The organism is Rhizorhabdus dicambivorans (assembly GCF_002355275.1).
Classification (GTDB): domain Bacteria; phylum Pseudomonadota; class Alphaproteobacteria; order Sphingomonadales; family Sphingomonadaceae; genus Rhizorhabdus; species Rhizorhabdus dicambivorans.
Genome location: NZ_CP023449.1, coordinates 4,293,040 through 4,305,580 on the forward strand (window position 1 = coordinate 4,293,040; position 12,541 = coordinate 4,305,580).

Annotated in this window: 11 protein-coding genes; all 11 read right to left on the reverse strand. The window is 68.6% G+C overall.

The window, feature by feature from the left end:
- Positions 1-123: 123 nt before the first annotated feature.
- Entirely contained in the window at positions 124-2,043 is a 1,920-nt protein-coding gene (dxs, locus tag CMV14_RS20190) for a 1-deoxy-D-xylulose-5-phosphate synthase (protein WP_066966863.1), read from the reverse strand.
- A 154-nt stretch (positions 2,044-2,197) separates the two neighbouring features.
- Positions 2,198-2,674, reverse strand: coding sequence for a Fur family transcriptional regulator (locus CMV14_RS20195; protein ID WP_066966866.1), 477 nt, complete (start codon positions 2,672-2,674; stop codon positions 2,198-2,200).
- 53 nt (positions 2,675-2,727) lie between these two features.
- A complete protein-coding gene (locus tag CMV14_RS20200) occupies positions 2,728-3,105 on the reverse strand; it encodes a MerC domain-containing protein (protein ID WP_066966869.1) in 378 nt (125 codons plus the stop codon).
- A gap of 112 nt (positions 3,106-3,217) precedes the next feature.
- On the reverse strand, positions 3,218-4,855 hold the full coding sequence (locus CMV14_RS20205) for a long-chain fatty acid--CoA ligase (protein WP_238147101.1): 1,638 nt from the start codon (positions 4,853-4,855) through the stop codon (positions 3,218-3,220).
- Positions 4,856-4,977: 122 nt separating this feature from the next.
- A complete protein-coding gene (mobA, locus tag CMV14_RS20210) occupies positions 4,978-5,553 on the reverse strand; it encodes a molybdenum cofactor guanylyltransferase (RefSeq protein ID WP_066966872.1) in 576 nt (191 codons plus the stop codon).
- Entirely contained in the window at positions 5,550-6,332 is a 783-nt protein-coding gene (gene fdhD / locus CMV14_RS20215) for a formate dehydrogenase accessory sulfurtransferase FdhD (protein WP_066966874.1), read from the reverse strand. Before fdhD ends, mobA begins: the two co-directional genes overlap by 4 nt.
- Before the next feature lie 2 nt (positions 6,333-6,334).
- Positions 6,335-6,556, reverse strand: a complete 222-nt coding sequence (locus tag CMV14_RS20220; protein ID WP_066967002.1) for a formate dehydrogenase subunit delta — start codon at positions 6,554-6,556, stop codon at positions 6,335-6,337.
- 41 nt (positions 6,557-6,597) lie between these two features.
- A complete protein-coding gene (gene fdhF / locus CMV14_RS20225; RefSeq protein WP_066966877.1) occupies positions 6,598-9,444 on the reverse strand; it encodes a formate dehydrogenase subunit alpha in 2,847 nt (948 codons plus the stop codon).
- A 4-nt stretch (positions 9,445-9,448) separates the two neighbouring features.
- Positions 9,449-11,065 (reverse strand): NADH-ubiquinone oxidoreductase-F iron-sulfur binding region domain-containing protein, encoded by a 1,617-nt coding sequence (locus tag CMV14_RS20230; RefSeq protein ID WP_066966880.1) that lies wholly within the window; start codon positions 11,063-11,065, stop codon positions 9,449-9,451.
- A complete protein-coding gene (locus CMV14_RS20235) occupies positions 11,062-11,541 on the reverse strand; it encodes an NAD(P)H-dependent oxidoreductase subunit E (protein ID WP_083216009.1) in 480 nt (159 codons plus the stop codon). The genes CMV14_RS20230 and CMV14_RS20235 overlap by 4 nt, the downstream gene beginning before the upstream one ends.
- A 90-nt stretch (positions 11,542-11,631) precedes the next feature.
- Positions 11,632-12,540 (reverse strand): LysR family transcriptional regulator, encoded by a 909-nt coding sequence (locus CMV14_RS20240; protein WP_066966883.1) that lies wholly within the window; start codon positions 12,538-12,540, stop codon positions 11,632-11,634.
- Position 12,541 lies beyond the last annotated feature (1 nt).

The following is a 12,541-nucleotide window of genomic DNA, read 5'->3' on the forward strand; positions in this document are numbered from 1 at the left end:
CGCGCAGCGGGTGGTGGAGGGGTCTCTGCCCTCCAAGCACACGACTCGCTCGATCGTCGGAAACCCCTCCACCATCCTTCGGATGGTCCCCCTCCCCACGCTTCGCGTAGGGAGGACCTTGGGTCAGGCGCTTTCCACCTGCCCCTTATTGTTCCGGTGCAGCGCCGCCAGCACCGTGCCGACGATCGACTCGGCATCCAGCCCCGCCTCGGCATATTGCTTCTCGGGCTTGTCATGCTCCTGGAAGATATCGGGCAGGCGCATGGTGCGCAGCTTCAGACCGTTGTCGATCAGTCCATGGTCGGAGGCGAGCGTCAGCACATGCGCGCCGAGGCCGCCTATCGCGCCCTCCTCGATCGTCACCGCCACGTCGTGCGACGTCAGCAGCTTCTCGATCAGCGCCTCGTCGAGCGGCTTGGCGAAGCGCAGGTCGGCGACGGTCGTCGACAGGCCCAGCGCCTCCAGCTGGTCGGCGGCGCGCTCGGCTTCGGCCAGCCGGGTGCCGAGCGAGAGGATGGCTACGGTCTTGCCCTCGCGCACCAGCCGGCCCTTGCCGATCTCCAGCCGCTCGGGAACCGTCGGCAGTGCCACGCCGGTGCCGTTGCCGCGCGGATAGCGCAGCGCGATAGGGCCGCTGTCGTGCAGCGCGGCGGTGTGGACCATATGGACCAGTTCGGCCTCATCGGCCGCCGCCATCACCACCATGTTCGGCAGCGTCGCCAGATAGGTGACGTCGAAGCTGCCGGCATGGGTCGATCCGTCGGCGCCGACCAGGCCCGCGCGGTCGATCGCAAAGCGGACGGGCAGATTCTGGATCGCCACGTCATGGACGACCTGGTCATAGGCGCGCTGCAGGAAGGTCGAATAGATCGCGCAGAACGGCCGATAGCCCTGCGCCGCCAGCCCCGCCGCGAAGGTCACCGCATGCTGCTCGGCGATGCCGACGTCGAAATGCCGGTCGGGGAAGGCCGCCTCGAACTTGTCGAGCCCGGTGCCCGAGGGCATCGCGGCGGTGATCGCACAGATCCGGTCGTCGCGTGTCGCCTCGGCGACCAGCGCCTTGGCGAAGACGCCGGTATAGCTCGGCGGCCCGGGCGGTGCCTTGGCCTGCTCGCCCGAGACGACATCGAACTTCTGGACGCCATGATATTTGTCGGCGGCCGCCTCGGCCGGGGCATAGCCCTTGCCCTTGTTGGTGACGACATGGATCAGAATCGGGCCATGGTCGCTGTCGCGGACATTTTCCAGCACGGGCAGCAGATGGTCCAGATTATGGCCGTCGACCGGGCCGACATAATAGAAGCCGAGTTCCTCGAAGAGCGTCCCGCCAGTCGCCATGCCGCGCGCATATTCCTCGGAACGCTTGGCGAAATCGTGGATCGGCCGGGGCAGCTTCTGCGCCACCCGCTTGGCGAAGCCGCGCATCGACAGGAAGGGTCCCGACGACACGATCTTGGCGAGATAGGCCGACAGCGCTCCCACCGGCGGCGCGATCGACATGTCGTTGTCGTTCAGGATCACGATCAGCCGGTTGCCCGCCTGCTTGGCGTTGTTCATCGCCTCATAGGCCATGCCCGCCGACATCGCGCCGTCGCCGATCACCGCGATGGCGCGGCCCGGCTCGCCGGCCAGCTTGTTGGCGACCGCGAAGCCCAGCGCCGCCGAGATCGAGGTGGAGCTGTGCGCCGCCCCGAACGGATCATATTCGCTCTCGGAGCGCTTGGTGAAGCCCGACAGCCCGCCCGGCTGGCGCAGCGTTCGGATGCGGTCGCGCCGGCCGGTCAGGATCTTGTGCGGATAGGCCTGGTGGCCGACGTCCCAGATCAGCACGTCGCGCGGCGTATCGAACACATAGTGGATCGCGGCGGTCAGCTCGACCACGCCGAGCCCCGCGCCGAGATGCCCGCCCGTCACCGACACCGCCGAGATCATCTCGGCGCGCAGTTCGTCCGCCAACTGGCGCAGATCCGCGTGCTTCAGGCGCCGCAGATCTTCGGGCGTATTCACAGTGTCGAGAAGCGGGGTTACGGGACGGTCACTCATCGGCCCCGCCTTAGACCTATTCGAGGCCGGTTCCTAGCCTTGGCGATTCCCAAAACGGTCGCCCCGGCGGAGGCCGGGGCCGCAATCGGCTCTTGTGACGCGCTACAGGCAGGAGCCGCTTACGGCCCCGGCCTCCGCCGGGGCGACGGCAGTGTCAGGCGGCGTCACCCTCGGAACATTCCGCGCAACTACCCTTCACCTCGATCACCGGGCGCAGGTTCGAAAAGCCCGCCTTTTCCGCCGCCCTGCGCACCGCGCCCGAGAGCTGGTCGTCGTCGACATGGCCCACCTTGCCGCAGCTGTCGCAGACCAGGAAGATGCAGTCATGCTCGCAGTCGGGATGGGCGTTGACGATATAGGCGTTGGCGCTTTCCACCCGGCGGGCGAGATTGGCGGCCACGAACACATCGAGGATACGATAGACGCTGTTGGCCGCGACCCGCCGCCCGGTCGACTTCGACACCGCCTCCGCCAGGTCATAGGCGGAAGCCGGCCTGCGCGCCTCGCTCAGCGCGGCGAAGATCTCGGCGCGCATCGGCGTCCACTGCTCGCCCGCCCGCTCGAAGGCGCGCTGCGCGGCGTCGGCAAGCGAATCGCCGTGGTGGAGCTTGTGGTCGTGCGCGGTGGCCATGGCACTAATCTAGGTTTTACCACCGGGGCGGGCAACCCTCGGAGATAATGGCCTCAGAGGATGTTGGCGCGCCGGTTGAGCATATGGGCGATCGCGACGCAGCTGACGCCCAGCATGGTGAAGGCCGCCTCGCCCACGCCGTGCGGCACGCTGAGCGCGGCCGCCATCAGCGCGATGCCGAGCGTGCCGAGCACCATCGGCACCCGCTTGCGATGCTGCACAAAACCGCGGCCGAGCCCGATGATCGCCAGCAGGATCGCGAAGCCCAGACCGACCTCGTGGATCGCCGGATGGAGCAGCGCGCCACCCGCGGTCGCGAGCAGCGTGACCAGCACCACGCTTGCCGCGCAATGCACGAAGCACAGCGCCGACAGGCCGATGGCCAGCCGGTCGAACAGGTCGCGTGCAGATGTCGAACGAGTCACCACCATCGATCCTCTCGCCGCGCATGTGGCATGCGCGGATCGAAGATACAATATATCATTCATAGGGAAGCCGAATTTAATCGCGCAATGCCCTCTGCAAGTTCGGCATGACGCGTTTCTAGGAACGCGCTGGCGTCCCGAGCCGCCCCTCGGCGTGCATCCTGCGCAGCGTCACCTTGTCGAGCTTGCCGGTGGCGGTGTGCGGCAGCGAGTCGACGAATATGATCTGCTCGGGCAGCCACCAGCGGGCGATACGGGGGCGCAGCCAGTCGCGCAGGCGCTCGGCGCAGAGATCGCTGCCCGGCGTCCTGATGGCCGCGACCAGCGGGCGCTCGCCCCATTTGTCGTCGGGGATACCGATCGCGGCGGCCTCCACCACCTCCTCATGGCCGGACGCCTGATTTTCGAGATCGACCGACGATATCCACTCGCCGCCCGACTTGATCACGTCCTTGGTCCGGTCGGTGACCTGCATATAGCCATAGTCGTCGATGGTCGCGAGGTCGCCGGTATCGAACCAGCCTTCGGCATCGAGGATATCGCCGCCCGCGCCCTTGAAATATTCACGCACCACCGAACAGCCGCGCACCTGGAGCCGCCCGGCGGACACCCCGTCCCACGGGAGTTCGCGTCCTTCCGGATCGAGGATCCGCATCTCGACACCGTAGAAAGCCGCGCCCTGCTTCAGTTGAAGTTTGCGCCGCGCGGCGGCGTCGAGCGCTGCCATGCCGGGCTTGTGAAGCCCGAACGACCCCACCGGGCTCATCTCGGTCATTCCCCACGCATGGACGACGTCCAGGCCGAATTCCCGCTCCAGCGATTCCATCATCCACTCCGGGCAGGCCGATCCGCCGACGATGATTCGCTCCAGCGTCTCGGAACGGAAGGCGCGACGGCGCATCTCGTCGATCAGGCCGATCCAGACGGTGGGCACCCCGGCGGTGCAGGTGACGCCCTCCTGCTCGATCAGGTCGCACAGACTGGGGCCGTCCAGGCGCTGGCCCGGCATCACCAGCTTGGCGCCCGCCATCGGCGCGGAAAAGGCGATCGCCCAGGCATTGGCATGGAACATCGGCACCACCGGCATGATCACGCTGCGGGAGCGGAAGCCCAGCACGTCGGCGGCCGATGTGGTAAGCGAATGGAGCACGTTCGAGCGATGGGTGTAGAGCACCCCCTTGGGCGCGCCCGTCGTGCCCGAGGTGTAGCAGAGCCCGACCGGCGCGGTTTCAGGCACCTCGATCCAGGCGAAGCCCGGCTCCTCGGCGGCGATGAGCTCCTCGTAGCAGAGCAGGTCGAGCGGCGAGTCGGGCATGTTCGCCCGATCGGTCAGGACCACCACCGGCCTGTCGCCCCCCACCCGGTCGTGCAGCTTTTCCAGCAGCGGCACGAAGCACAGGTCGGTGAAGATCATCCGGTCTTCGGCGTCGTTGACGATCCACGCGATCTGATCTTCGGAGAGGCGCGGATTGACGGTGTGATAGACGGCCCCCGCGCCGGCAATGCCGTACCACAGCTCGATATGGCGGTAGGTGTTCCAGGCGAGCGTCGCGATCCGGTCGCCGATCCCGACCCCCATCCGCTGAAGCGCGGCCGAGACACGCCGCGCCCGCCCGGCGATGGTGGCATAGTCGGTGCGGTGGATCGGTCCTTCGACGGTGCGGGTGACCACCTCCTGCCGGCCATAGGCGGTCGCGGCATGATCGATGATCGTCGAGACCCTGAGCGGCCAGTCCTGCATCCCACCCAGCAGCATGTCCCCTCCTCGCCATAGCATCTTGTCGAGGCGGATGATGGATCATCACCGAACGGCTGTCGAGCGGAGCCCTCCCCACCACCGTCATTCCCGCGAAAGCGGGAATCCACGGCAACGTCCGTTCAAGGCTCTTGCGGGCCGCCATCCATGGATTCCCGCTTTCGCGGGAATGACGTGGATGGGAGCGCGGCCAGATCCCCGGGCTCGTTGATATTGGCCAGGCCCGGCCAGTCGATCGCCTCCGCCCCCGCCAGCGCCGCCCAGGCGCGGATCGCATGCTTGGCGTCGCTGGCGAGGAAGCCGTCGAGCCCCGTGGCGAGGTAGGTCGGCCAGCAACCGATCAGTGGCAGCTGCGCGACATAGGCGGGTCCGCCGGCTGCGATCAGCCGCTCGAACAGCGCGGCGGGCAGCAGCGGCGTGTCGCACCCCACGGTCAGGACGATGCCATCGCCCCGCTCCCGCCCATGGTGGAGCGCCGCATTGATCCCGCCAAGCGGTCCCATATCGGGGGCCGGACGGTCGGCAAGCACCGGCAGCCCGCCATGCGCGCGCCCGCAGACCACGATCTCGTCGACGAACGGGCGCAGCGCGTCGATCGCATGGTCGATCAGCGGCCGGCCCTGCCACAGCGCCTCGGCCTTGTCCGTTCCGAAGCGGCTCGACCGGCCGCCGGCGATCACCGCGCCCAGCCGGCTCATCGCGCCAGCAACATCGCGTCGCGCCGGGCAAGCGCGATCAGCCGAAGCCCGGCCTCGCGCGCCCGGTCAACCGCGAGCGCGGTCGGCGCCGAGACCGTGACCAGCGTCGGGCAACCCGCCAGTGCCGCCTTCTCGACCAGCTCATAGGAGCAGCGCGACGACAGCAGCGCGAAGCCGCCGTCCCAGCCGAGGCCCGCGCGCAGCATCGCGCCGTTGAGCTTGTCGAAGGCGTTGTGGCGGCCGACATCCTCGCGCACCAGCCGGATCGCGCCGTCCCTGCCGCACAGCGCGGCGGCATGGGCCGCGCCGGTGGCGGCGTTGAGCGGCTGGAGCGCCTCCAGCGCGTCGAGCGCCGCGAACACCGCCGCATCGGCGGGCGCCTCGCCGGCCTCAACGCGTGGCAACGGCCGCAGCGCCTGTTCCAGATTCTCGATCCCGCACAGCCCGCAGGAGGATTCGGAGACGCGGTGGCGGACCCGGTCGGCGACCCGGTCGATCCGGTCGGGCGGCAGGGTGATGCGCAGGATCACACCGCGCTCGGCTTGATGCGCCTCGACCTCGACGATCTGGGCGGCCGCCTCGATCAACCGCTCGGCCCGGCTGAAGCCATGGGCCAGGTCCTCCAGATCGGCGGCGCTCGCCATGAGTACCGCATAGCCCAGGCCATTATATTCGATCGCGATGGGCGTCTCGTCGGCCAGCACGCGCTCGATCTCGCCGCCGGTTCCGTCGCGCGCGATCCGGTGGAAGGGCTGGCGGCGGACCGCCGCGCCGTCCATGCTCAGCCGGCGCTCGGCGCCAGCCGGGCGACCGCCGCCGCCGCGATCGGGGTCAGTTCCCCGCCGCGTTCCCCGGCCAGCGTCCGGATCCGCGCCTTCATGCGCGGATCCCAGAAGTCGATCAGATGCCTGGCCGTCGCGGCCATCGCCTCATCCTGTCCCAGCACCGCGAAATTGCGGGCGATCTGGTTGGCCATATAGACCAGCTTGTCGTCGGTCGACATCCCAGTCTCTTGGCCCGTCTCGTGGCCCAGTTCGTGATGGCTCATTCGGCGGCTTCCACATGCAGGATGCGGCGGCTGTGCCGGGCCTGCTCGGCATAATCCTCCTGCCAGTCGGACGGGCCGTTGGACAGGCCCACCTGCACCGCCGTCACCTTATATTCGGGGCAATTGGTGGCCCAGTCCGAATAGTCGGTGGTGATGACGTTGGCCTGCGTCTCCGGATGGTGGAAGGTGGTGTAGACCACCCCAGGCGCGACCCGGTCGGTGACATGGGCGCGCAGGGTCGTCTCGCCCGCGCGGCTGCGCAGATAGACCCAGTCGCGGTCCTTGATCCCGCGATTCTCGGCGTCGAGCGGGTGGAGTTCCAGCAGGTCCTCGGGATGCCAGGCGACATTCGCGGTCCGCCGCGTCTGCGCGCCGACATTATAGTGGCTCAATATGCGGCCGGTGGTCAGCAGCAGCGGATAGCGCGGGCCCGTCTTCTCGTCGGTCGCGACATAATCGGTGACGACGAACTTGCCCTTGCCGCGCGCGAAGCCGCCGATGTGCATCGTCGGGGTGCCGAGCGGCGCCGCCTCGTTGGCCGGCCACTGCACCGATCCCTCCCGCTCGATCAGCCCGTAGGAAACGCCCGCGAAGGTCGGCGTCAGCCGGGCGATCTCGTCCATGATCTGCGACGGATGCGTGTAATTCCAGTCGAGCCCCATCTCCCTCGCCACCAGCTGGACGATCTCCCAGTCGGCATGGCCGTTGAGCGGCGCCATCACCTTGCGGACCAGCTGGATGCGGCGCTCGGCATTGGTGAAGGTGCCGTCCTTCTCCAGGAAGGTCGATCCCGGCAGGAAGACATGCGCGTAATTGGCGGTCTCGTTCAGGAACAGGTCCTGCACCACCACGCATTCCATTGCCGCCAGCCCGGCGGCGACGTGATGGGTATTGGGATCGGACTGGAGGATGTCCTCGCCCTGCACGAACAGGCCCTTGAAGACGCCATCGGTCGCCGCGTCGAGCATATTGGGGATGCGCAGCCCCGGCTCCGGGTCCAGCGCCACGCCCCATGCATGCTCGAACAGTTCGCGGGTGGCTGTGTCGGAGACATGCCGATAGCCCGAGAATTCGTGGGGGAAGCTGCCCATGTCGCAGGCGCCCTGGACATTGTTCTGGCCCCTGAGCGGATTCACGCCGACGCCCTCGCGGCCGATATTGCCGGTCGCCATGGCGAGGTTGGCGATCGCCATCACCGTCGACGATCCCTGGCTGTGCTCGGTGACGCCCAGCCCATAATAGATCGCGGCATTGCCGCCGGTCGCATAGAGCCGCGCGGCGGCGCGCAGGGTCTCGGCGGGCACACCGGTCAGCGCCTCGGTCGCCTCGGGCGATCGGCCGGGCTCGCTGACGAACGCCGCCCAGTCCTGATACTCGTCCCAGTCGCAGCGCTCGCGGATATAGGCCTCGTTCGCCAGCCCCTCCTTGACGATGACATGCGCCATCGCGGTCAGCACCGCGACATTGGTGCCGGGCTTCAGCGGCAGGTGATGGTCGGCCTCGATCCGGGCGCTGCGCACCAGATCGGTGCGGCGCGGATCGATCACGATCAGCTTCGCCCCCTGGCGCAGCCGCCGCTTCATCCGGCTGGCGAACACCGGGTGGCCATCGGTCGGGTTGGCGCCGATCACCATCATCACATCGGCATATTGGACGCTGTCGAAATCCTGGGTGCCGGCCGATGTGCCGAAGGTGGTCTTCAGCCCATAGCCGGTCGGCGAATGGCAGACCCGCGCGCAGGTATCGACATTGTTGTTGCCGAAGCCCTGGCGGATCAATTTCTGGACGAGGAAGGTCTCCTCATTGGTGCAGCGGCTGGAGGTGATGCCGCCCACCGAACGGGTGCCGTACTTCGCCTGGATGCGGCGGAACTCGGCGGCGGTGTGGGCGATCGCCTCCTCCCAGCTCACCTCGCGCCACGGCTCCTCGATCGAGGCGCGGATCATCGGGTTGAGGATGCGTTCCTTGTGGTTGGCATAGCCCCAGGCGAACCGCCCTTTCACGCAGCTATGGCCGCGATTGGCCTTGCCGTCCTTCCACGGCACCATCCGGATCAGCTCCTCGCCGCGCATCTCGGCGCGGAAGGTGCAGCCGACCCCGCAATAGGCGCAGGTGGTGACGACCGCACGATCGGGGGTGCCCTTCTCGATCACGCTCTTCTCGTTGAGCGCGGCGGTCGGGCAGGCCTGCACGCAGGCGCCGCAGCTCACGCATTCGGACGACAGGAAATCCTGGTCCTGGCTCGCCGCGATATGGCTTTCGAAGCCGCGCCCATCGACGGTCAGCGCGATCGTCCCCTGCACCTCGTCGCAGGCGCGCACGCAGCGCGAGCAGACGATGCACTTGGTGCTGTCGAAGGTGAAATAGGGGTTGGACTCGTCCTTATCGGCGACGAGGTGATTGGCGCCCTCATAGCCATAGCGCACCTCGCGCAGGCCGACCGCGCCCGCCTGCTCCTGCAATTCGCAATCGCCATTGGCCGAACAGGTCAGGCAGTCGAGCGGATGGTCCGAGATATAGAGTTCCATCACCCCGCGGCGGAGCGACTTGAGCTTCTCGGTCTGGGTGCGCACCACCATGCCCGGCGTGACCGGCGTGGTGCAGGAGGCGGGATAGCCCGCCCGCCCGTCGATCTCGACCAGGCAGAGCCGGCACGATCCGAAGCTCTCCAGCGTGTCGGTGGCGCACAGCTTGGGGATGCTCGTCCCCATCAGCGCCGCCGCGCGCATGACCGAAGTCCCCTCGGGCACGTCGATGCGCTGGTCGTCGATGGTGAGCGACACCATCGGCGCCGTCACGGGCGCCGCCTTGGTGCCAAGGTCGATTTCGCCGATCCACGCCATGGGCTTACTCCGCCGCCTCGTGCAGTGCAGGCGCACCGCCGAAATCCTCAGGGAAATGGTCGAGCGCGCTCAGCACCGGATAGGGCGTGAACCCGCCCAGCGCGCACAGCGATCCATATTTCATCGTGTCGCACAGATCGCGGAGCAGCCCGATATCCTTGTCCCGCGCCCGATCGAGCCGAAGCGGCGACCGCGAACCCAGCGCCGCCTCCACCCCGTCGCCCCGGCGGAGGCCGGGGCCGTAAGAGGCAAGAGCGCCACCCGGCCCCATGACGGCCCCGGCCTCCGCCGGGGCGACGGGGAGAGCACGCGCCTCTATGATGCGGTCGATCGTCTCTACCCCGCGCGTCGATCCGATCCGGCACGGCGTGCACTTGCCGCAGCTCTCGACCGCGCAGAACTCCATCGCGAAGCGCGCCATCCTCGCCATGTCGACGCTGTCGTCGAACACGGTGATCCCGGCATGGCCGATCAGCCCCCCGGCGGCCGCGAACGCCTCATAGTCGAACGGCAGGTGGAACATCGATGGCGGCATATAGGCGCCCAGCGGTCCGCCGACCTGCACCGCGCGGACCGGGCGGCCCGAAGCGGTGCCGCCGCCGATCTCCTCCACCAGCTCGCCCAGCGTGATGCCGAAGCCGATCTCGAACAGCCCGCCATTCTTCACATTGCCGGCGATCTGCACCGGCATCGTGCCCCGCGATCGGCCGAAGCCGACCGCCGCATAGGCATCGGCCCCCTCGGCGAGGATGAACGGCACCGCCGCGAGGCTCAGCACATTGTTGATGACGGTCGGCTTGCCGAACAGGCCCTGGATCGCGGGCAGCGGCGGCTTGGCGCGCACCTGGCCGCGCTTGCCCTCGATGCTGTCGAGCAGCGCGGTCTCCTCGCCGCAGACATAGGCGCCCGCGCCGACCCGCACCTCCAGCGTGAACGGCGCGATCTTCGATGCAGCAAGCTCGATCGCCCTGCGCATCGTGTCGATCGCATAGGGATATTCGGAGCGGATATAGACATAGCCATGGCCCGCACCCACCGCATGGCCCGCGATCGCCATGCCCTCGATCAGGCAGAAGGGGTCGCCCTCCATCAGCATCCGGTCGGCGAAGGTGCCGCTGTCGCCCTCGTCGGCATTGCAGACGATGAACTTCTCGTCCGCGGCCGTCGCCAGCACAGTCTGCCATTTGATCCCGGTCGGGAAGCCCGCCCCGCCGCGCCCGCGCAGGCCCGACGCCTTGACCGCGTCGACCACCGCCTGCGGCGCCATCGCCCGCGCCGCCTTCAGGCCGCGCCAGTCATAGGAGGCGATGTCGAGCGGATCGGCGACCCCGCAGCGCGCGAAGGTGAAGCGCTGCTGCTTCGCGAAGAAGGGCAGCGCCTCCACCTTTCCGAGCCGATGGCCATGGCTGCCGTCGAGGATCGCCGCCACGTCATCGGGCCCCACCGGCCCATAACCGATCCGCCCCTCGGCCGTCTCGACCTCGACCAGCGGCTCGATCGCGAACAGGCCCCGGCTGCCGGTGCGCACCACCTCGCAGCCCGCCCTGGCAAACGCCTCCGCCACCGCATCGCTGCCGAGCGCGACCGAGGCCATGTCGCGGCTGATATAGACGCGGGTCATGCCGCCACCGTCGCCGCGATCCGCTCGATCGCCGCCGTGCCGTCGATTCGCGCGACCGGCGCGCCGTCGACCAGCGCATTGGGCCCGATCGCGCAGAGGCCGAGGCAATAGACAGGCTCCAGCGTCACCTGCCCGTCGGCGCGGGTCTCGCCCATCGCCACCCGCAGCCGCTCGGCCAGCGCCGCCTCGATCACCGCCCCGCCACGCGACTGGCAGCTTTCGGCGCGGCAATATTGGACATGATGGCGGCCGGCGGGGCGCTCGCGGAAATCATGGTAGAAGCTGACCACGCCATGAACCTCGGCCCGGCTCAGGTTCAGTTCGGCCGCGACCGCGGCGACCGCCGCCCCGTCGACCCGCCCCAGTTCATGCTGGATGTCGTGCAGCAGCGGCAGCAGCGCCCCGCGCTCGCCCTTGCGGGCAGCGGCGAGCCGAGCGACCAGCGCCTCCACCGCCTCTTCCTTCTCGATGCTCATCGCGCGGATTTGATCCGGAGCGGGGGCAGGGTCAAATCACTAATCCCCATCACTGATAGACGATGTCTATCAAATTCCCCCTCCTCCAGCCTAAGGAACCGTGGCAAACCCGTCCGGCAGCTTCACCCGCCGCGCCACCGCCAGCGCGGCGCCCGCCAGCGGTCCGATCGGGGTGCGGTTCGGTACGATCAGGCCGATCCGGCTGGCGGCGGCGGGATCGTCGAAGGGCAGCACCCGCGCCCAGCTCAGCCCCGGCAACAACGCCAGATAGCTGTCGGGCATGATCGTCGCGAAGCCGCCCGCCTGCACCATCGCCAGCAGCGCGACATAGCTGTCGGCGGTGGCGCGCGGGCTGAGCGCCAGCCCCCGTTCGGCGATGCGGGCGTCGAGGATGCGGCGGTTCTGCATCGACTGGTGGAGCAGGCAGAGGTCCGCCGCCGCCGCCTCGCCCCAGCCGATCGTCTTCCGCCCGTCGAAACCGCCGCCGGCGCGGGCGAGGAAGATATAGCGTTCGGCGTAGATCGGCGCGGTCAGCATGTCGACCGGCGGTTCATGGTCGAGATAGGTGAGCCCGGCGTCGAGCTCGAACCCCGCCAGCCCGCGCTCGATCTCGCGCGAGGTGAGCGAGCGCGCCGACAGGGTCAGCTGGGGGTGGAGATCGAGCAGCGCGCGGGCGACATAGCCGATCACCGGCATCGCGGCGGGGATCACGCCCAGCCGGAATTCGCCATGGATCGGCCCAGCCATCGCCTCCATCGCATGCGCCATCCCCTCGAACACCGCGACGAGCTGCTGCGCCCAGGGCAACATCGCCTGCCCCTCGGCGGTCAGGCCGATATAGCGCCGCTCACGCTGAACGAGGCGGCGGCCGAACTGCTCCTCCAGCGCGACGATCCCGGCCGACAGGGTCGGCTGGGTGACCCCGCAGGCCTCGGCGGCGCGGGCGAAATGCCCCTCGCGCGCCAGAGTGGTGAAATAGCGCAACAGGCGTAGCTGCATC